18 protein-coding genes and 1 pseudogene are annotated in these 20,545 nt (G+C 69.8%); 8 read left to right on the top strand and 11 right to left on the bottom strand.

The genetic code is table 11. From position 1 onward, the window contains the following. Positions 1-3 precede the first annotated feature (3 nt). Entirely contained in the window at positions 4-705 is a 702-nt protein-coding gene (locus D3A59_RS25565) for a hypothetical protein (protein ID WP_157991623.1), read from the top strand. 349 nt (positions 706-1,054) lie between these two features. Here the strand turns inward: D3A59_RS25565 and D3A59_RS21575 are convergent, their stop codons facing one another. Next, complete coding sequence (locus D3A59_RS21575) at positions 1,055-2,023, bottom strand: LysR substrate-binding domain-containing protein (RefSeq protein WP_119157394.1); 969 nt, start codon at positions 2,021-2,023, stop codon at positions 1,055-1,057. A 232-nt stretch (positions 2,024-2,255) separates the two neighbouring features. Between D3A59_RS21575 and D3A59_RS21570 the strand changes: the two genes are divergently transcribed. Both D3A59_RS21570 and D3A59_RS21565 read left to right on the top strand, forming a co-directional pair. After that, complete coding sequence (locus D3A59_RS21570; protein ID WP_119157393.1) at positions 2,256-3,122, top strand: hypothetical protein; 867 nt, start codon at positions 2,256-2,258, stop codon at positions 3,120-3,122. 107 nt (positions 3,123-3,229) lie between these two features. Further along, a complete protein-coding gene (locus D3A59_RS21565) occupies positions 3,230-3,742 on the top strand; it encodes a DUF2726 domain-containing protein (protein ID WP_119157392.1) in 513 nt (170 codons plus the stop codon). Between the two features lie 53 nt (positions 3,743-3,795). On the opposite strand, the gene D3A59_RS21560 is transcribed toward D3A59_RS21565, so the two are convergent. The 9 genes from D3A59_RS21560 to D3A59_RS21520 form a co-directional block, all read right to left on the bottom strand. After that, positions 3,796-6,000: a hybrid sensor histidine kinase/response regulator gene (locus tag D3A59_RS21560; protein ID WP_170162373.1), complete on the bottom strand. Its 2,205-nt coding sequence runs from the start codon at positions 5,998-6,000 to the stop codon at positions 3,796-3,798. A gap of 310 nt (positions 6,001-6,310) precedes the next feature. Then, complete coding sequence (gene garD / locus D3A59_RS21555; RefSeq protein WP_119157390.1) at positions 6,311-7,885, bottom strand: galactarate dehydratase; 1,575 nt, start codon at positions 7,883-7,885, stop codon at positions 6,311-6,313. A gap of 67 nt (positions 7,886-7,952) precedes the next feature. After that, positions 7,953-8,966 carry a TRAP transporter substrate-binding protein DctP gene (gene dctP / locus D3A59_RS21550; protein WP_119157389.1) on the bottom strand — a complete coding sequence of 338 codons (1,014 nt, stop codon included), beginning with the start codon at positions 8,964-8,966 and terminating at the stop codon, positions 7,953-7,955. Positions 8,967-9,018: 52 nt separating this feature from the next. Next, positions 9,019-9,780, bottom strand: coding sequence for a sulfite exporter TauE/SafE family protein (locus D3A59_RS21545; protein WP_119157388.1), 762 nt, complete (start codon positions 9,778-9,780; stop codon positions 9,019-9,021). A gap of 83 nt (positions 9,781-9,863) precedes the next feature. Next, entirely contained in the window at positions 9,864-10,877 is a 1,014-nt protein-coding gene (locus D3A59_RS21540; RefSeq protein ID WP_119157387.1) for a lactonase family protein, read from the bottom strand. 14 nt (positions 10,878-10,891) lie between these two features. After that, positions 10,892-12,175 (bottom strand): TRAP transporter large permease, encoded by a 1,284-nt coding sequence (locus D3A59_RS21535; RefSeq protein WP_119157386.1) that lies wholly within the window; start codon positions 12,173-12,175, stop codon positions 10,892-10,894. Beyond that, positions 12,175-12,816 carry a TRAP transporter small permease gene (locus D3A59_RS21530; protein WP_119157385.1) on the bottom strand — a complete coding sequence of 214 codons (642 nt, stop codon included), beginning with the start codon at positions 12,814-12,816 and terminating at the stop codon, positions 12,175-12,177. Before D3A59_RS21530 ends, D3A59_RS21535 begins: the two co-directional genes overlap by 1 nt. Positions 12,817-12,896: 80 nt before the next feature. After that, the gene (locus tag D3A59_RS21525; protein ID WP_119157384.1) at positions 12,897-13,883 is read right to left on the bottom strand and encodes a TRAP transporter substrate-binding protein; all 987 of its coding nucleotides are present in this window, start codon (positions 13,881-13,883) and stop codon (positions 12,897-12,899) included. A 66-nt stretch (positions 13,884-13,949) separates the two neighbouring features. Further along, entirely contained in the window at positions 13,950-14,774 is an 825-nt protein-coding gene (locus D3A59_RS21520; RefSeq protein ID WP_119157383.1) for an NAD-dependent epimerase/dehydratase family protein, read from the bottom strand. A 150-nt stretch (positions 14,775-14,924) separates the two neighbouring features. Between D3A59_RS21520 and D3A59_RS21515 the strand changes: the two genes are divergently transcribed. The 5 genes from D3A59_RS21515 to D3A59_RS21495 all read left to right on the top strand — a co-directional run bounded on the left by D3A59_RS21515 (position 14,925) and on the right by D3A59_RS21495 (position 20,279). Next, on the top strand, positions 14,925-15,656 hold the full coding sequence (locus D3A59_RS21515) for a FadR/GntR family transcriptional regulator (RefSeq protein ID WP_119157382.1): 732 nt from the start codon (positions 14,925-14,927) through the stop codon (positions 15,654-15,656). 205 nt (positions 15,657-15,861) lie between these two features. Continuing rightward, a complete protein-coding gene (locus tag D3A59_RS21510) occupies positions 15,862-16,851 on the top strand; it encodes a Bug family tripartite tricarboxylate transporter substrate binding protein (RefSeq protein ID WP_119157381.1) in 990 nt (329 codons plus the stop codon). Between the two features lie 56 nt (positions 16,852-16,907). After that, on the top strand, positions 16,908-17,819 hold the full coding sequence (gene kdgD, locus D3A59_RS21505) for a 5-dehydro-4-deoxyglucarate dehydratase (RefSeq protein ID WP_119157380.1): 912 nt from the start codon (positions 16,908-16,910) through the stop codon (positions 17,817-17,819). A gap of 13 nt (positions 17,820-17,832) precedes the next feature. Further along, the gene (locus D3A59_RS21500; protein ID WP_119157379.1) at positions 17,833-19,275 is read left to right on the top strand and encodes an aldehyde dehydrogenase family protein; all 1,443 of its coding nucleotides are present in this window, start codon (positions 17,833-17,835) and stop codon (positions 19,273-19,275) included. A gap of 95 nt (positions 19,276-19,370) precedes the next feature. Next, complete coding sequence (locus tag D3A59_RS21495) at positions 19,371-20,279, top strand: aldose epimerase family protein (RefSeq protein WP_119157378.1); 909 nt, start codon at positions 19,371-19,373, stop codon at positions 20,277-20,279. A 120-nt stretch (positions 20,280-20,399) separates the two neighbouring features. Here D3A59_RS21495 and D3A59_RS21490 read toward each other — a convergent pair. After that, positions 20,400-20,545 (bottom strand): annotated as a pseudogene (locus D3A59_RS21490) (keto-deoxy-phosphogluconate aldolase); the annotation flags it as partial.

The raw sequence follows: 20,545 nt of genomic DNA, 5'->3' as shown, positions 1-20,545 counted from the left end.
GGTTTGGCTAAAATGCTGGGATTACCAAACAGCCCACAACTTCCTTTCACGCAAAATAACACTGCCATGAAAAACACTGCAGATGCATTACAAAAAATTTTAGACGCAACGGTCGAACAACTCATCCTTGCGGGATTAAACCCAAAAGATATGCTACTTCGAAGCTTAAAACACGCCAGAGATGTCTGCTCAAAAAAACTTCCCGATTTGGCCTTAGAAAAGATGCGTGACAATGACGATGCAACGCAGGATTCTGACAGATGGCTCAATCAAGAAATTTCATGGGGTAGCAAGTTTGAATTTGACCCCAAGGACTGGAAACAATACCAGTCTCAACTAGATTTTCACGAGCATACAATGCATGGATACAGATTATCCGAAGAAAGAATTGAAAGAACCGCAGCCATCCTTTCGACAGCAGCTTATCAAGCCATCCAATTAACAGAGTACATTAATTTATTCCGCTCGACAACCAACGAATCCACCGAGCAAGCAACCGAAAACGTTATAAAACACTGCAAAAATTTATTTGATGATCCAGAAATAGACTTCGAAGAAGAGCGCTTCCAAAGAACCCTTAGATTTTTGATAAGACTAGGGAGCATTGGTTCAGAAAATGAAAATGGAACCCCCCTTGAAAAACCCAATCACCAAAAAATATTGCCGCCTTATTTTGGAAGCGATGATGATGAAATTCCGTTCTAAACCATTAGCCAACTGATTAAACTGCATCGCCTTTAGCGGGGACAGGCCATTTCAGCCCGCAAGGATTTCCCCCAGCCCGAAAGCAATAAGCCTCCCAAAAAAATTCACGCAGCGAATTCTCAAGCCTATTCATTAGAATAGTCTCCCACGGCGCTTCGCCTTCACAGCCCAGATCGGAAAACAAGGTGCGGACTGCAAAACCATAGCCGGTGGTTGGTGCAGCTCTCGACGCTGCCAGACCTGATAGAAAACCTCGCCCCAGCGCCCCGTTCCTCCGCCAGACCCAACTCCGTAGCACTCGTCAACGAGTCACTACCGGGAAACGCCCCTCCCTCCCCGCCTCAGCCCTTCACCCCCCATCCTCCCCCTCCCCGCGCCCGAAATACTCCTGCAGGAACTCGACGCACACCCGCACCTTGGCCGAGGTGCCGAGCCGCGAGGGGTAGACCGCCCAGACATTGGCCTCCTGCGTGTACTCGGGCAGCACCTGCACCAGCCGGCCCGCGCGCAGCAGCGGCGCGACGTCCCAGCGCGAGCGCAGCAGGATGCCGTGGCCGTCCACGCCCCACTGCAGCGCGATCTCGCCGTGGTTCGACGACAGCGGGCCGGTGACCTTGACCGTCTCGGCCTCGCTGCCGCCGCCACCGCCGCGGCGCAGCGTCCACACGCCGAAGGGATGGTCGCGCTCCTTGATCACCAGGCAGTCGTGCTGTGCCAGCTCGGCCAGCGCGCGCGGCGTGCCGCGGCGCGCCAGGTAGGCGGGCGCCGCGCACAGCACGCGGTGGTTGGAGGCGAGGCGCCGCGCGATCAGGTGCGGCGCGATCTCGTCGCCCACCCGCACGTCGAGGTCGAAGCCCTCGCTCGCGATGTCCACCAGCCGGTCGAAGACCTCGAAGCGCACCTGCAGCGTCGGGTGGCGCGCCACCAGTGCCGAGATGGCCGGCGCGACGCGGTTGCGGCCGAAGCCGAAGCTGCTGCAGATGCGCAGCAGCCCGCGCGGCACGCGCCGCGTCGCCGACACCTCCTGCAGCAGCTGGTCGATGTCGTCGAGGATGCGCTGCGCCCAGCGGTAGACCCGCTCGCCGTCCTCGGTGACGACGACGCGGCGCGTGGTGCGGTGGAAAAGCTTCACGCCCAGCTCCGCCTCGAGCACGCGGATGCGCTTGGTGACGTAGGCGGGCGAGGCGCCCAGCTCCTGGGCCGCCGCGGCGAAGCCCGACTTGCGCGCCACGGCGATGAACACGCGCAGGTCCTCGTTGCTCGGCGCCTTCTCGTTCACGGTTCCTGCCTGCTCGCTCGGTTCGCGGGGGGCGGCCATTCTAGTTTCCGGGCGGCGCGGCCCGGATGCGCCATCGTCCAGTGCGGTTGGAGAGGAGCTCGCCGGCGCAGGAAGGACCGCATCGCCCCTCGTCGTGCCCGCCCGAGCCGCTCGCGGCCGCCCCTCCTCGTCGGGGGCGCGTCTACCGCCACTGCTATGCTCGGCGGCAGTTCGGGGGCACGGCGAATCGCGACCGCCTGCCCCGTCATCCTTCTGGCAGGAGCACGCCCCGATGAGCTTTTTGTCCGCGACGATCCGGATCTGGTGTGCCGCGCTCCTGTTGCTGGTGGGTCTGCCCGTCGGTGCGAGCGACCCGCCGCAGGATGCGGCGGCCGAGGCGCTCGAGGGCGCGTGGCTGATCTCGGTGGGGGGCGACGCGCGGGACCGCTTCCTGATCGTCTCCGGCGTTCAGCGCGACGGCGGGCGGCTCTGGCCCGGCGCCACCCGCTACGGCTTTCTGGGTGGCGCGGGCAAGACGGTCTCCGGCTGGAATGCGGAAATCGGTGGCGACATGCTGCGGCTGAAGTTCGTCACGCCGGCTGACGCCGTGATGGAAGTGCAGTTCCAGGCTGGCGATACGCTCGTTGAGGGCAGCCTGCGCACGAAGACCGGGAAGATCCTCCCGGTGCGCTGGACGCGGATCGCGGACGAGGAACTCGAGGAGTTGCGCGCGGGCCCCAGGGAGTTGGCCCGGCAGGCAGCGATGTCCCGCATTCGTCCTGATTCGAAGATCTGGCTGGTCTACGTGGGGGCGACCGACTGCCCTTACTGCCGCGGCTACGAGGCCGAGTTCTTCGGGCGCAAGCAGATGATGGAGCAGACGATCCCCGACTTCCCGTCGATCGGCTACGTGAAGGCGTCGCTGGGGGGTTACCGCGGCACGGTGACGCCGGGGCTGCTGCCGCCGGAGCTGCGGTGGCTGGCCGGCCGCGGCGCGGACGGCAAGCCCCTGCTGCGCAAGCGGGGCACCCCCTTCTTCGCCGCCGTGGTCGACGACCGGGTCGTCGCGCAAGGGCACGGCATCGTCGCGCTCGAGAGCAGCGTGGGTCCGGCAATCAACGAGGCGCTGGCGCGGCGGCAGGAGCTGTCCCGCAGATAGCCGTCGGCCCTTGGTCCTGTGCGCGGGGCATCTTTTCCGCGGGACAGGCAACCGCGCCTCGGCTACATTGCCGCGCCGTTTCCCGCGCCCTTGCCCGCGCCTTGCCGATGTCGTCCTCGCTGTCCCTGGCGGCTGCCGCCGCCCTCGCCGTCCTCGTCGTCCTGCTGCTGTGGTGGGCGCTGCGCCCGCGCGGCCCGCGCTACCGGGCGCGGGCGCTGATGAGCCCGGCGGAGAAGCAGTTCTTCGCGATCCTGCGCCGCGCGGTGCCCGAGCTGCACGTCTTTCCGCAGGTGTCGATGGGCGCGATCATGGAGGCCGCGGTCGACATGCAGTCGGCGAGCCGCCGCGACGCGCGGCGCGCGCTCGGCGACTGGGCGCGCATCCGCGCCAACCGCATCGACTTCTGCCTCGCCGATGAGGCGCTGGACGTGGTCTGCCTCGTCGAGCTCGACGACCGCTCGCACCACGGCGACGAGGCCCGCGCGCGCGACGCCGACCGCGATGCGCGCGCGGCCGAGGCGGGCTACCTCACGGTGCGCTTCGGCTGGAGCAACGGCCGCCTGCCCTCGTCGAAGGCGGTGCGCGAGCGGCTGCTGCAGGCGCTCGGGCAGGCGGACTGAAGCCCCTCGTCGCCCCGCCGCCCTGCGGGCCGAGGCCGGGGCGGCGCGCCGCCTCAGCCGCCGGGGGCGGACTGTTGCGGAGACTCCCGCAGCAGGCGGGACAGCGCCTGCAGGTCCACCGGCTTGGTCAGGTGGGCGTCGAAGCCGGCCTGCAGCGCGCGCCGGCGGTCCTCTTCGGTGCCCCAGCCGGTGAGGGCGACGAGCCTGATCCGTGCGCCCCAGGGCGTCGCCCGCAGGCGCTGCGCCACCTCGTAGCCGTTGAGGTCCGGCATGCCGATGTCGAGACAGGCGAGGTCGGGCCTGAAGGCCTCGGCCTGCTGCAGCGCGGCCTCGCCGCCGTGGGCCACCCGCGTCTCGTGGCCCTCCTGGGCCAGCAGCAGCGCGAGGCTCTCCGCGGCGTCGCGGTTGTCGTCGGCCACCAGGATGCGCAGCCGCGGCGCGTCCGCTGCCGCATCGCCCGGCCGCCCCTCGCCGGGAGCGGGCGCGGCGTCGGCCGAGGCGACGGGAAGGCCGACGCGGAACTCGCTGCCCCGGCCCAGCCCCTCGCTGTGGGCGCTCACCCAGCCGCCCTGCAAGCCGACCAGACCCCGCACCAGCGCGAGGCCGATGCCGAGGCCGCCCTCGGAGCGGTCCAGCGGGCTCTTCACCTGCGAGAACATCTCGAACACGCCGCCGAGCGCCTCGCGCTCGATGCCGATGCCGGTGTCGCGGATGCCCACCACGACCTCGCCCCCGTCCTGGCGGGCCTTCACGTCGATGCGCCCGCCCGGCTCGGTGTACTTGGCGGCATTGGTCAGCAGGTTCGAGAACACCTGCCCCAGGCGCAGGGGATCCGCGTCGAGCCACACCTCGCTGTCGGGCAGTTCCACCGTCAGCGTGTGGCCGCGTTTCTCGATCAGCGGGCGGGCGACCTCGACCGCCGACTCCAGCACCGAGCGCAGCGTGAGGCGCCGGGGGGCGAGGCGGATGCGGCCGGTGCTGATGCGCGAGATGTCGAGCAGGTCGTCGAGCAGGCGCGCCATCGCGGCGACCTGGCGGTCGATCACCTCGACCGCGCGGCGCCGCACCGCCTCGTCGCTGCGCGGCGTCTTGACGACCTGCGCCGCGGTGCGGATCGGCGACAGCGGGTTGCGCAGCTCGTGCGCCAGCGTGGCGATGAACACGTCCTTGGCGCGGTTGTGCTCGTCCGCCAGGGCGCGGGCGGCGCGCTCGGACTCGAGCGCACGGGCGCGCTCCTGCAGCGCGGTCACCAGCCGCTGGCTGGCGGTCTCGAGGGCGTGGTAGAGCTGGTCGAGCTGCCGGATGCCCGAGGGACGGTAGTACTCGGCCGCCTTCCCTTGCGCGAGGCGCGCCGCGTTCTCGCCCATCGCGTCGACCGAGCGGGTGATGCGCCGCGCCACCAGCGCCGCGAGGCCGAGCCCCAGCACCAGCGCGAGCAGCCCGCCGGTCGCGAGGCGGATCATCGAGTCGCGCAAGGCCTCGTCGGCCTGCTTGGCCGGGGTGCCGAGCAGCAGGGTCCAGCCGTTCGGCAGCGCGCTCCAGGCCCAGAGCAGCTCCTTGCCGTCGAGCGTGAGGAAGCGCCACGTCCCGCTGGGCGCGGAGTCGATCGCGTCGAGCGTCTGGGGGCTGGGCACGCGCCCGAAGAAGCGGTCCATCTCCTGGCTGCGCGCGACGATCTGGCGCTGGCCGTCGAGCAGCGTCGCGATCATCTCGGGCCGGCCGGTCTGCCCGGCCAGCAGCCGCCCCAGGTGGGCGGGCTCGATGCGGGCCGTCAGCACCGCGCGCACCTGCTCGTCGCCCATCACCGGCAGGTTGATCGACATCGAGAGCTTGCCGTCGAGGATGCTCTCGTGCAGGTCCGAGAGCACCGGGCGGCCGGTCCTGAACACCTCCTCGTGATGGGGCCTCAGGCGCGCGTCCGGGCGAGGCCGGCGCGGCCCGGGGAACTCGATGAGCGCCTGGCCCTGGCGGTCGAGCACCGCGAAGGTGTGAAAGCCCCAGCCCGCGTCGACGATGCCGCGCATCAGCGATTGCAAGTGCTCGTCGTCGAGGTCGCTCCCGGCCAGCATCGGCGACTCGGCCACCAGCCTCATCGTCTTCTCCATCTGGGTCAGCTCGCGCTCGACCACCAGCGAGAGCGCGCGGTGGGTGATCTCGAGATCGTGCGTGGTGTCCTCCCGGCTCTGCTGCGCCATCAGGAACAGCAGCAGCGCCGCGTAGCAGAGCACCGGCACGACGACCAGCAGCGGCAGCGACATCAGCAGGAACCTGAGGCCGACTGCCCGCTGCCTCGACAACAGCAGCAGGAGAAAGCGCGTCATACGGGGGAAAGGGGGCGGGAGGAGGCCGGCGGACCGTGCCCGGCGAGCCCCTGCAGGCGGGGGCGGCGAAGTGCCGCCCTCCAAAGGAGCGCGAGTCTAGCGCGCGACGCGGGATGCCTCGCGATTCCTGGGGAAATCGCGGGCCTGCAGGCGTGCCCCCGGCACGCCCGCTGCGGTGCGCCGGTCCCGGGACGGCGGCATCACCGCACGCCCGGGCCGTCCCGCCGGCCCTTCCCCGCGGCCCGGCTCAGGTCACCGGCGCCGGGTTGAACAGCACCAGCGAGTTGTGCAGCTTGTGCTGCTCGGCCCAGGTCTTCCTGCGGCCGCTGGCCACGTCGAGCATCAGGTGGAACAGCTCCCAGCCCACGTCCTCGATCGTCGCGCGCCCCTCGGCGATGCGCCCGGCGTTCACGTCCATCAGGTCGTGCCAGCGGCGCGCGAGGTCGCTGCGCGTGGCGACCTTGATCACCGGGCACTCGGCCAGCCCGTAGGGCGTGCCGCGGCCGGTGGTGAAGATGTGCAGGTTCATGCCGGCGGCGAGCTGGAGCGTGCCGCAGATGAAGTCGCTCGCGGGCGTCGCGGCGTAGATCAGGCCCTTCTGCTTCAGCTTCTCGCCGGGCGACAGCACGCCCGCGATCGGCGCGCTGCCCGACTTGATGATCGAGCCCATCGCCTTCTCGACGATGTTGGACAGGCCGCCCTTCTTGTTGCCGGGCGAGGTGTTGGCGCTGCGATCGACCCGGCCGCGGTTGAGGTAGGCGTCGTACCAGGCCATCTCGCGGATCATCGCCTCGGCCACCTCGGGGCTCGCCGCGCGCGAGGTGAGCTGGTCGATCCCGTCGCGCACCTCGGTGACCTCGGAGAACATCACCGAGGCGCCGGCGCGCACCAGCAGGTCGGAGGCGAAGCCGACCGCCGGGTTGGCGGTCACGCCCGAGAAGGCGTCGCTGCCGCCGCACTGCACGCCGACGACGAGCTCGGACGCCGGCACCGTCTCGCGGCGGCGCGCGTTCAGCCGCTCGAGGTGCGTCTTGGCGGTCCTCATGATCGAGTCGATCATCGAGTCGAAGCCGACATGCTCGTCGTCCTGCAGGCAGACGAGGTCGAAGCCGGTCTGGTTCTCGCCGCGGCTGTCAAGCACGGGAATGGTGCCCGGCGGCAGCAGCCGCTCGGGCTGCAGCTTCTCGCAGCCGAGGCTCACGACCATCGCGCTGCCGCCGAAGTTCGGGTTCAGGCTGATGTTGCGCAGCGTGCGGATCGGGATCACCGCGTCGGGCGCGTCGATCGCGACGCCGCAGCCGTAGCCGTGCTCCAGGCCCACCACGTCGTCGACGTTCGGATACTGCGGCAGCAGCTCGGCCTTGATGCGGCGCACCGCGTGCTCGACCACGCCCGCCACGCACTGCACGGTGGTCGTGATCGCGAGGATGTTGCGCGTGCCCACCGAGCCGTCGGCGTTGCGGTAGCCCTCGAAGGTGTAGCCCTCCAGGGGCGGCAGCGGCTCGCGGCTTCTCGTGGCGATCGGCAGGTCGTTGAGCCCGCGCGCGTCGGGCATCTTCAGCAGGCGCTCGTGCACCCAGCTGCCGGCCGGGATGTCGCGCTCGGCGTAGCCGATGGCGACGTTGTAGCGCAGCACGGCGCTGCCCGCAGGCAGGTCGACGAGCGCGACCTTGTGGCCCTGCGGCACCTTCTCGCGCAGCGTCAGCCCGCAGGGGAACACCGTTCCCTCGGGCAGCCCGCCGTCGTTGGCGACGATCGCGACGTTGTCGCACTCGTGCATGCGGATGTAGAGCGGTGTCTGGTGCGGAGTCGGGTCGGACATGATGGTGGTCCTTCTGGAGGAACGGGCCGCAAGACGGCGCCGTCGTGAAAGTGAGTTTGTTTGGGAGTCAGCGGGCGGCCGAGGCCGACAGGTTGGCGAGGATCAGCGCCACCACCTGGCGGCTGACCGGGTCCTTGGCGCTCCAGAACGACTCGTAGAGCGGCTTCATGCGGCGCATCAACGGGCCGTGGTCGCCGGCGGCGTGGAACTGCACGCCCTGCTTCGAGAGCCGCGCCTGGATGTCCTTCACCCGCCGGTTCCATTCCTCGCGCATGAAGCGCGCCGACTCGCGGCCCGCCTCGCGCAGCTGCGCCTGCTCCTGCGGCGACAGCTGCTGCCAGCTCTTCTTGCTGAACAGCAGCATCTCCGGCGTGACGAGGTGCTGCGTGAAGGTGTAGTGCGGCGCGAGCTTGTAGTGTCCCATGGACTCGTAGGACGGCAGGTTGTTCTCGGCGCCATCGATCTCGCCGCGCTCGAGGCCGGCGTACACGTCCTTAAAGGCGAGCGTGACCGGCTGGGCGCCGAGCGAGCGGACCATCTCGATATGCGTCTGCGTCTGCCCGACGCGCAGCTTCTCGCCCCGGAAGTCGGCGATCTTCGCGAGCTTCCTGTCGCGATGGTAGAAGTTGCGGGTGCCGCCGTCGTACCAGCCGAGCAGGATCACGTCGACCTTCTCGAGCTCGGTCGCCAGCAGCTCGCCGAGCGCGCCGTCGAGCAGCGAGAACATCTGGGTGCTGTCGTGGAAGATGTAGGGCAGGCCGAGCACCTTCAGGGCAGGCACGTGGTCGCCGTAGCCGACGATGCCGATCTCCGCGAAGTCGATCTCGCCCGTGCGCAGCTTGTCGAGCACCGCGTTCTGCGGCGCGAGCTGCCCGCTGGGATGCACCCGCGCGGTGTCGCGGCCCTTCGTGACGCGGGCCACCGCGTCGGCGAAGCGCTGCATGCCGAGGTTCACCGGGTAGTCGTCGGCATGGATGCTCCAGCCCTTCATCTCCCGGGCCTCGGCGGACAGCCCGCCCAGCAGCAGGGCGGCCATCAGGGGAAGCGCGCCGAGCAGGCACCGTGCAGAGGGAATGGGCATCGTGGAGGTCTCCGGTGGTGTTTTCGGGGGTGGGACGAGCGAGCGGCTCGGTTCAGTCCCTCAGCAGGTCCGCGACCATCTTCGCCAGCAGCAGCGTCGAGATGCCGAGGAAGAAGAAGCGCACGCGGGAGCTGCCGCCGCGCAGCGCGATGCGGGTGCCGAGCACGGAGCCGGCGATCGCCGCGGCGCCCATCGGCACGGCGGCGCCCCAGGCGACGTGGCCGTTGGGCAGGAAGAAGCTCAGCGCGGCGACGTTGGTGGTCATGTTCAGCACCTTCGAGCAGGCCGCCGCGCGCAGGAAGTCGAAGCGGAAGACCTTGACGAACAGGAACAGCAGGAAGGTGCCGGCGCCGGGTCCGAAGAAGCCGTCGTAGAAGCCGATCGCGCCGCCGAGCAGCATGCCGAGCGCGCGGGTGCGGCCGGTGACGGGGCCGGCCTGGTCCTGCGCGCCCATCTTCGGGTTCAGCGCCGTGTAGACGAGCATCAGCGAGGCCAGCGCGATCACGAGCGGGCGCATCCATGCGGTGGGCATCAGGTGCGCGCAGGTCGCGCCGGCGTAGGCGCCGACGAGCGCGGCGGCCGCGCTCGGCGCGAGCAGCCGCCAGGGCAGCTCGATGCGGCGCGCGTACTGCGCGATCGCCATGCCGTGGCCGGGCACGGACGCGGCCTTGTCGGTGCCGAGCAGCGTCGCGGGCAGCGCGCCCGGGTAGGCGCTGAAGAGCCCCGGCACCACCATCAGCCCGCCGCCGCCGACGATGGCGTTGGCCACCCCCGCGAGGAAGGCGATCGGCACCAGCAGCAGCAGTTCGGTCATCGGCGATCGGTGGGGACGGAAACGGAAACGGGCGGGTCGCAGCCCGCCCGGCGATGTGCCGGCAGACGCCGGGGGGTCGCGCCTCAGGCGGCGGGCAGCTCCAGCATCTCGATCCAGTTCGGATTGGCTCCGACCGGTCCGTGCCCGAGCAGGCTCAGCGCGCCGCTGTCGGCATCGATCGCGAACACGTCGAGCTCGCTGCTCAGCTGCCCCGAGGACACGAGGTGGCGGCCGTCGGGACCGATGCGGAAGCCGCGCGGCTGCGGCTGCGTCGGCCAGTGGCCGATCGGGCGCAGCCGGCCGTCGGCCTCCACGGCGAAGCCCGCGATCGTGCTGGTGCGGCGCTCGCAGCTGTAGAGCCAGCGGCCGCAGGGCGAGAGGTGCAGGTCGGCCGCCCAGGGCTCGCCGTCGAAGCCCGCGGGCACGGTGCCGAGCGTCTGCAGCGCGGCGAGCGCGCCGCTCTCCAGGTCGCGTTCGAAGACCACCAGCGTCGCGTCGAGCTCGTTGAGCAGGTAGACGCGGTCGCCGTCGCGGTTGAAGACGAAGTGGCGCGGCCCCGCGCCCTCGTGCACCGGCACGAGCGGCGGATCCTGCGGGATCAGCGTCCCGTTCGCGGCGTCGAAGCCGAAGCGCATCAGGTGGCCGCCGCCGAGCGCGGTGGCGAGCACCTGGCGGTTGTCGGGCGACGGAGCGATCGCGTGCGCGTTCGGCGCGGTCGGGATCACGGTCGCCTCGGGCAGCACGACGCCCTCGTCGTCGATGCGCTGCACCGCGATCTGGTTGCCGCCGTAGGACGCGCTGAACAGGAAGCGCCCGCTGCGGTCGGTGCAGACGTAGGCCATGCTGGCCGGCAGCGGCGTCTCGGCCAGCAGCTCGAGCCGGCCGTTGCCGGCGTCCACTGCCAGCGTCAGCACCGCGAGCGGCTCCGAGCGACGCGCGACGTAGAGGCGGCGGCGGTCGGGGCTGAAGGCCATCGGCATCAGCTGGCCGCCGAGCGGCAGCACCTGCTGCGGGGAGAGGCTGCCGTCGGAGGCAAGCCGCAGCGTGTGCAGCTCGCCGCTGTCGGCGCAGGAGACGATCACGAGTTGGTCGTTCATGTCGTGTCCTCCGCTCACAGGCCCAGGGTGCGCGGCAGCCACAGCGACAGCGCGGGGATGTAGGTGATCATCATCAGCACGATGAACAGCGCGATGAAGAAGGGCACCATCGAGCGAGACACCACGCCAAGCGGCAGCTTGGCGACCGCGCTGCCGACGAACAGCACCGTGCCGACCGGGGGCGTGATCAGGCCCATGCCGAGGTTGATCATCATGATCATGCCGAAGTGCACCGGGTCGATGCCGAGCGAGACCATCACCGGCAGCAGGATCGGCGTGCAGATCAGGATCAGCGGCGACATGTCCATCAGGCAGCCCAGCAGCAGCAGCATGATGTTCACGAGCATCAGGATGACGTACTTGTTGTCCGAGATGCCGGTGAGGAACTGCGTCACCTGCATCGGGATCTGCATCATCGTCATCATGTAGCCGAAGGATGCCGCGAAGCCGATCAGGATCATCACCACGGTGACGGTCTTGACGGTGCGGTGCACGAGCTTCGGCAGGTCACGCCACTTGTAGTCGCGATAGATGAACATCGTGACGAAGAAGGCCCACAGCACCGCGATCGACGCCGACTCGTTGGCCGTGAACACGCCCGACAGGATGCCGCCGAGGATGATGACCATCGTCATCAGGCCCCACATCGCGTCGGCGCAGATCTTCAGCGCCTGCTTGAGCGGAATGACGTCGCCCTTCGGGTAGTCGTTCTTCTTGGCGATGAAGAGGCACATCACGCACAGCGTCAGGCACAGCAGCAGGCCCGGCAGCACGCCGGCCATGAACAGCGCGCTGATCGAGACCGTGCCGCCGGCCGCGAGCGAGTACAGCACCGCGTTGTGGCTGGGCGGGATCAGGATCGACTGCACCGAGCTGCTGACCGTGACGGCGGTCGCGAAGGGGCGCGGATAGCCTTTCTTCTCCATCTCGGGGATCAGCACCGAGCCGACCGAGGCGGTGTCGGCCACCGACGAGCCGGAGATCGAGCCGAAGAAGGTGGAGGCGAGGATGTTGACCAGCGACAGGCCGCCGCGGATGAAGCCCACCAGCACGCTGGCGAAGGCCACCAGGCGGCGCGACATGCCGCCCTCGGCCATGATCGCGCCGGCGAGCACGAAGAAGGGGATCGCCAGCAGCGAGAACTTGTTGACGCCGGAGGCGATCTGGATCATCACCGCGTCGAGCGGCAGCTCGATCCACAGTGCGCCGACCAGGGCCGCGAGACCGAGCGAATAGGCGATCGGCACGCCCAGCAGCACGAGGGCGAAGAAGCTGCCCAGCAAAACGAACGCGTCCATCAGCGGACTCCTTCCGTGAGGGGTTGGGTCGCCTTGGCGCGTGCGCCGGAGGCGGGTTCGGCGGAGCGGGACTGCTGAGCCGCGGAGGCGGGCGCCTGGAGCGGCTCACGCGTCGGCGCGGGTTCGTCGTCCTCGCTCCAGGTCTCGTAGCGCACCACGCGGCGATGCGTCTGCGGGCCGAACACGCACTTCTCGATCAGGAACAACAGCGTCAGGATCGAGCCGATCGGCAGCGAGGCGTAGGTCACGCCCACCGGCAGCCACGGCAGCTCGCTCACCGACTGGCCCATCGTCTCGATGCACAGCCGGGTGCCGTAATAGGCGACGAAGCAGCAGGCGACCGCCAGCAGCGCGTCGACCAGCCAGCCGATCGCGCGGCGCAGCGGACGCGGGAAGGTGTCGGTGAGCATCGTCACCGCGATGTGGCCGCCGGCGCGGTAGGCGGCCGAGGCGCCGATGAAGGTGAAGACCATCATCAGCAGGATCGCGATCGGCTCCGGCCACTGCGAGCCTGCTCCCAGCACGTAGCGGGCGAACACACCCCAGGGAATGATCAGCGACATGAAGAAGATCGCCGCGCCGGAAACCCAGATGGCGGCGAGATAGAGCCGATCCATCAGGCGGATGAGGGGGTGGTCCATGTGCAGGCCCGAAAATTGACGGAAACGAAAAAGGGGCGACGCCGCCGGCAGGGCGCGCCGCCCCGGTCAGGCCGACGGCCTTACTTGTTGACCGCCTCGATGCGCTTCATCAGGTCGGCGAACTGCGCGCCGTACTTCGCGCGCACCGGTGCGGTGGCCTCGTAGAAGGGCTTGGTGTCGACGTTGATGAACTCGACGCCGGCAGCCTTGAGCTTGGCGGTGTTCTCGGCCACGCTCTTGTCCCACAGCGCGCGCTGCTCCATCTGCGCCTCGCGGGCGAACTTCTTCACCAGCGCCTGGTCCTCGGCCGAGAGCTTGCCCCAGGTGGCCTTCGACATCACGAAGATCTCGGGGATCATCAGGTGATTGGTCTGGCTGTAGTACTTCGCGCCGGTGCTGTAGTGGTTGCTGGTGAAGTAGCTCGGCGGGTTGTTCTCGGCGCCGTCCACGACGCCGGTCTGCAGCGCGCTGAACACCTCGCCGTAGCCCATCGAGATGCCGTTGCCGCCCATCGCGTTCATCGTCTCGACGAACATCGGGTTGCCCATCATGCGCACCTTCACGCCCTTGAGGTCGGCGGGCGTGCGCACCGGCTTCTTCGTGTAGAGGCTGCGCGAGCCGCCGTCCATCCAGCCCAGCGCGACCAGCTTGGCCGGCGAGTTGGTGATCTTCTCGAGCAGCTCGTTGCCGATCGGGCCGTCGATGACGGCGCGCATGTGCGCCTCGTCACGGAAGATGAAGGGCATGTTGAAGACGTTGACCTCGGGCACCACGGTGCCGACGGGGCCGAGCGAGGTGCGCAGCAGGCCGATGGCGCCGAACTGCGTCTGCTCGATCATCTCCTTCTCGCCGCCGAGCACGCCGCCCGGGAACATCTGGAGCTTGATGCGGCCCTTGGTGGCGGCCTCGAGCTTCTTGCCCATGTTCTCGACCGCGACGACGTTCGGGTAGCCGGCGGGGTGGATGTCGGCGGCCTTGATCGTCATGGTCTGGGCCTGGACGATCGGGGCGAACTGCAGCGCGGCGACGGCGGCGCAGGCGGCAAGCAGGGTTCTGCGGAAATTCATGCTGTGTCTCCGGTGGGTCTTTTGGAGTCGTGGAACGGACGGGGGGAAAGCGGGAATGCGACGGTCTTACTTGTCGAAGGGGCCGGCGTGCACGAAGCCGCCGCCCTGGTAGATCGCGGCCGGGTCCTTCAGGTCGATCGACTGCTGGCGCGCCTCGACCGCGGCGCGGAAGGGCTCGGAGCTGTCCTGGGGCACGTAGCCGAGGTGGGCGGCGTACTTGTTGTCCCACCACTTCGTGCGGTTGTCGGAGATGCCGAAGACGATGCTGTGGCCGACCACCGGCGCGCTCAGGCAGGACATCACGAGGCGCTCGAGGTCGTCGTAGCTCATCCAGGTGGCGAGCATGCGGCGGTCGACCGGCTCGGGGAAGGAGGAGCCGACGCGCACGCAGACGGTCTCGATGCCGTAGCGGTCCCAGTAGAAGCGCGACAGGCTCTCGCCGAAGGCCTTGCTGACGCCGTAGAGCGTGTCCGGGCGCATCGGGTCGCGCGCGTCGATCACCTCGTCCTGGCGGTAGTAGCCGACGACGTGGTTGGAGCTCGCGAAGATCACGCGCTTGACGCCGTTGAGGCGCGCGGCCTCGTAGAGGTTGTGGAGGCCGAGGATGTTGGCCTGCAGGATCGGCTCGAAGGGCGCCTCGACCGACACGCCGCCGAGGTGCACCACGGCGTCCACGCCCTGCAGCAGCTCGACCATCGCGGCGCGGTCCTCGAGGCGCGCCGGGCGCAGCTCCTCGCCGGGGGCGGCGGCGCCCAGGTCGGCGACGTCGCTCAGGCGCAGCGTCTCGCAGTAGCGCTTGAGGCGGGTGCGCAGCTCACGCCCCAGACCGCCGGCGGCACCGGTGAGCAGCAGGCGGTTGAAACGCAGGGAAGTCACGGGGGTGTCGGGCATGATGGGGGAGCGGAATCGCGGTCGGTTTTTGCTATACAGTGCTTGCAACGGTGTGTCGTATGTCATCCGTTGTCATACAACTGTGCGAATGGTCGTCCACCACCCCTCTGCTGTCAAGACAAGCTTCTCAGGGTTTTCTCTAGGTTCCCAATGAACGTCTCTCCTGCTCTCTCCCGCCGCCCCCGCACGCTCGCGGTCGGCGTCGTCGACACGCTCAGCGAGCGCATCCGCTCCGGCAAGCTGGAGGCGGGCGCCAAGCTGCCCACCGAGGCGGAGATCATGGAAGAGTTCGGCGTGAGCCGCACCGTGGTGCGCGAGGCGATCTCGAAGCTGCAGGCCGCGGGGCTGGTGCGCACGCGCCACGGCGTCGGCACCTTCGTCGTCGGCGTGGTGGATGCGCCGACCTTCCGCATCGACGTCGAGCAGCTCGCCACCGTGCGCGACGTGATCGCGGTGCTGGAGCTGCGCATCAGCCTCGAGACCGAGGCGGCGGCGCTCGCCGCGGTGCGCCGCACCGAGGACAACCTCGCCGCGATGCGCGAGGCGCTCGACGCCTTCGCCGCCGCCGTGGAGAGCGAGGGCGACACGGTGCAGCACGACTTCCGCTTCCATCTCGAGATCGCGCGCGCGACGCAGAACCCGCACTTCAGCGAGCTGATGGGCTACGTCGGCACGCTGCTGATCCCGCGCACGCGGGTCAACACCGCGCGCGCCGCGGACACCGCGCGCCAGGAGTACCTGCGGCGCGTCAACGGCGAGCACGAGAGCATCATCAACGCGATCACGAACCAGGACCCCGAGGGCGCGCGCGCCGCGATGCGCACGCACCTCGCCAACAGCCGCGAGCGCCTGCGCCGGGCCCAGACCGCCGCGGCCAGCTGAGGCCGCCCGGCACCCGACCTTCCCGCAAACGAGGTAGGACGACCCTGCTTGTTCTGTCTCAAATCCTGTTGTACGATGACTGACAACGAAATGACAAGGGGCCCCAGGCCCCGGTTGCCGGGCCGCTGAAAGCCCCTCGCCACCACGGTGGCGGCAGGCCCTCGGGGTTCCGGCGCTTCGGAGACAAGAACCCAGGAGACCTGCCATGAGTGTCGTCCCCCATCCTTCCCGTCGCCTGCTGCTGGGCAGCCTCGGCGCCCTGGCGCTCGCCGTGGCCGCCGGCCCGCTCGCCGCGCAGACCGCCGCATGGCCGACCAAGCCGCTGCGCATCGTCGTGCCCTACCCGCCCGGCGGCTCCTCCGACACGATCGCCCGCCTGATCTCCCAGCCGCTGTCGCAGGCGCTGGGCCAGCCGGTGGTGATCGAGAACCGCGCCGGCGCCAACGGCAACCTCGGCGCCGCCGAGGTCGTGAAGTCGAACGACGGCCACACGCTGCTGCTGTGCGACGTCGGCGCGCTCGCGATCAGCCCCTCCGTCTACACCAAGCTGGCCTTCGATCCGTCCAAGGACCTCAAGGGCGTGACGATGCTCGCCTACTCGCCGCACCTGCTGGTGGTGCACCCCTCGGTGCCGGCGAACAACCTGAAGGAGCTGGTGGCGCTGTCGAAGACCAAGCCGGTCAACTTCGCAGTCACCGCGATCGGCAGCGCGCCGCACCTGGCCGGCGTCGCCGTCGAGCGCGCCACCGGCGCGAACTGGCAGTACGTGCCCTACAAGGGCGGCGCGCAGGCGATCAGCGACACCGTCGGCGGACAGGCCGACATGCTGATGAACGGCATGCTCGCCACCTGGCCGCATGTGCAGAGCGGCCGGCTCAAGGTGCTCGGCGTCTCCAAGCGCCAGCGCATGGCGCTGATCCCCGACGTACCCACGCTCGCCGAGCAGGGTGTCAAGGACTTCGAGTCCGGCACCTGGCAGGGCGTGCTGATGCCGCGCGGCACGCCGCCGCAGGTGATGCAGCGCCTCAACGCGGAGCTGGTGCGCGTCATCCGCTCGCCCGAGGTGCGCGCCAAGCTCGTCGCCCAGGGCGCCGAGGTCACGACGATGGCCCCGGCCGAGATCGACCGTTTCTTCGAGACCGAGCGCGCCCGCTGGGCGACCGTGGTCAAGCAGGCCGAGGTGCGCCTGGACTGATCCGGCGCGCCCGACCCTCTCCTTTCCTCCCCCCACTCACTCCTACTGGAATCTCCATGTCGCCGCAAGAACTCAAGAAAGTCATCTCCCACGGCCTGCTGTCCTTCCCGCTGACGGACTTCGACGCCGACGGCAACTTCAAGGCGGACACCTACGCGCAGCGCCTGGAATGGCTCGCCCCCTACGGCGCGACGGCCCTCTTCTCGGCCGGCGGCACCGGCGAGTTCTTCTCGCTGGAGCAGCAGGAGTACTCCGCGATCGTTCAGACCGCGGTCGAGACCTGCCGCGGCAAGGTGCCGATCATCGCCGGCGCCGGCGGCCCGACCCGCACCGCGATCGCCTTCGCCAAGGAAGCGCAGCGCGTGGGCGCGCAGGGCATCCTGCTGCTGCCGCACTACCTGACGGAAGCCCCGGCCGACGGCGTCGCCGATCACGTGGAAGCGGTCTGCAAGTCGGTGGACATCGGCGTGATGGTCTACAACCGCTCGGTCTGCCGCCTCGGCCCCGACCAGCTCGAGCGCCTGGCCGAGCGTTGCCCGAACCTGGTGGGCTTCAAGGACGGCACCGGCGACATCGAGCTGATGGTCAGCATCCGCGAGCGCATGGGCGACCGCTTCTCCTACCTCGGCGGCCTGCCGACCGCGGAAGTCTTCGCCGCCGCCTACAAGGCGCTGGGCGTGCCGGTCTACTCGTCGGCCGCGTTCAACTTCGTGCCGAAAACCGCGATGGAGTTCTACAACGCGATCGCCAGCGACGACCGCGAGACCCAGAGCCGCCTGCTGCGCGAGTTCTTCCTGCCCTTCATCGCGCTGCGCAACCGCTGCCCGGGCTACGCGGTGAGCCTGGTCAAGGCCGGCGCCGCGCTGGTCGGCCACCCCGCGGGCCCCGTGCGCGCGCCGCTGACCGACGTCGGCGCCTACGAGCGCGAGCAGCTCGCCGCGCTGATCGACAAGATGGGCCCGCAATAAGGAGCGTCCACCCATGAGCCACAAGCCTCATCTGAACTACATCGGCGGCGAGTGGGTGGCGGGCAAGGGCCTGGCCACCAATGTCAACCCGTCCGACCTCGCCGACGCGATCGGCGAGTACGCCAGCGGCAGCGCCGCCGACGTCGACCGCGCGGTGCAGGCCGCGCGCGCCGCCTTCCCCGCCTGGAGCACCAGCGGCATCCAGCTGCGCGCCGACGCGCTCGACCGCATCGGCAGCGAGATCCTGGCCCGCCGCGAGGAGCTCGGCGCGCTGCTCGCCCGCGAGGAGGGCAAGACCCGTCCCGAGGCGATCGGCGAGGTCGCCCGCGCCGGCAACATCTTCAAGTTCTTCGCCGGCGAGTGCCTGCGCCTCGCGGGCGAGGTGCTGCCCTCGGTGCGCCCGGGCATCGGCGTCGAGGTCACGCGCGAGCCGCTGGGCGTCATCGGCATCATCAGCCCCTGGAACTTCCCGATCGCGATCCCCGCGTGGAAGATCGCGCCGGCGCTGGCCTACGGCAACTGCGTGGTGTTCAAGCCCGCCGACCTGGTGCCGGGCAGCGCCTGGGCGCTGGCCGAGATCATCTCGCGCGCAGGTCTGCCCGCGGGCGTCTTCAACCTGGTGATGGGCGCGGGCCGCGAGGTCGGCCAGGCGATCGCCGACCACGCCGGCATCGACGGCGTGAGCTTCACCGGCTCGGTCAACATCGGCCGCCAGGTGGCCGCGGCCTGCGTCGCGCGCGGCGCCAAGGTGCAGCTCGAGATGGGCGGCAAGAACCCGCAGATCGTGCTAGACGACGCCGACCTCGGCGTCGCGGTGGAACTCTGCGCGCAGAGCGCCTTCTGGTCCACCGGCCAGCGCTGCACCGCGTCGAGCCGCCTGATCGTCACCGAGGGCATCCACGACCGCTTCGTCGCCGCGCTCGCCGAGCGCATGCAGAAGATCAAGGTCGGCCACGCGCTGGCCGCCGGCACCGACATCGGCCCGGTGGTCTCCGCGAGCCAGCTCGACCAGGACCTGCGCTACATCGACATCGGCCAGACCGAGGGCGCGCGGCTCGTCGCGGGCGGCCAGCGCGTGGTCTGCGAGACCGAGGGCCACTTCCTCGCGCCCGCGCTCTTCGTCGATACGACCGCGTCGATGAAGATCAACCGCGACGAGATCTTCGGCCCGGTGGCGAGCGTGCTGCGCGTGAAGGACTACGACGAGGCACTCGCGCTTGCCAACGACACGCCCTTCGGGCTGGCCGCCGGCATCGCCACCACCTCGCTGAAGTACGCGACGCACTTCAAGCGCCACTCGCAGGCCGGCATGGTGATGGTCAACCTGCCGACGGCGGGCGTCGACTACCACGTGCCCTTCGGCGGCCGCAAGGGCTCGAGCTACGGCCCGCGCGAGCAGGGCCGCTACGCGGCGGAGTTCTACACCACGGTGAAGACCGCCTACACGCTGGCCTGAGGCCGCGTCGCCCGGCCGCGCCAGCGGCCGGGGGCAAGGACAAGGCCGGCAGCACGCCACCCCGCCCGCGGCGGGCGACAGGAGGAGACCGACACATGGACGGAATCATCGAACTCGCCGCGGGCCGCGCCCGCCTGCATGTGGCGCCCTGGCTGGGCGGCCGCGCGACGGCCTGCCTGCTCGAGGACGGCGCGGGCGGCGTCACGACGCTGCTGCACCCCTGCCCCGAGCTGGCCCCGGGCACCGACCTGACCTTCTGGCCCAAGGGCGGCCTGTACCCGCTGGTGCCCTACCACGGCCGCATCGCCCACGCCCGCCTGCCCCACGAGGGCGGGCTGGTGCAGCTGGAATCCCACCCCGAGGCGCGGCCGCACACGCTGCACGGCACCGGGCACCGCCATCCGTGGACGGTGCTCGAGCGCGGCGGCGGCTCGGTGCGGCTCGCCTACGGGCACGAGCCCGACGCGCACTGGCCGTGGCGCTATCGCGCCGAGCTGATGTACGAGCTCGGGCGCGACAGCCTGCGCGCCTCGCTGCAGCTCTTCAACACCGGCGAGCAGCCGATGCCGGCCGGCATCGGCCTGCATCCCTATCTCGCCGGCGGCGACGATGTCCGGCTGGAGTTCGACGCCACCGAGCGCTGGCTGCCGACCGCCGACACGCTGAACGCGGGGCCGGTGCCGCTCGAGCCGCGGCACGAGTTCCACCGGATGGCGCCGATGCCCCATTCGTCGAGCTTCACGATGTTCTACGGCGGCTGGAGCGGCGGCATGCGCGTGACCCGCAGCATCGGCAGCCCGGTGCGGCTGGCCGCCTCGGAGTCGCTGTCGCACCTGGTGGTGTTCCGCCCCACGGGCCCCGGCTACTTCTGCATCGAGCCGGCCAGCCACACGGTGGACGCCTTCTCGCTGCACGCCGCCGGCATCCCCGGCACCGGCGCCCGCACGCTGACGCCGGGCGAGTCGCTGGCGGGGCACTGCGAGTTCACGACTGCGGACGCCTAAGGCGGCTGCGGGCCACCCGCTGCCCGCGGGCATGCGCCCACGGGGTCGTGCCTCCAGGGTCGCCTGGCGGCGATCCCTGCACGGGACGGCGCCGCCCGGCACCGCCCCGTATCCTTCACTTCACACCGGCTTTCCGAGACGCGCCGCCTCGCGCGCCAGCGCCGTGATGCGCCCCCAGTCCCGGTCCCGCACCGCATCCGCGGGCGTCAGCCACGAGCCGCCGCACACCGCGACGTTGGGCAGCGCGAGGAACTGCGGCGCGTTCT

The organism is Caldimonas tepidiphila, from assembly GCF_003569765.1.
In the GTDB taxonomy this organism is placed as follows: Bacteria; Pseudomonadota; Gammaproteobacteria; order Burkholderiales; family Burkholderiaceae_C; genus Caldimonas; species Caldimonas tepidiphila.
Note: the sequence above shows the minus strand (reverse complement) of the source record. Positions and strands in the feature narration are given on the sequence as shown.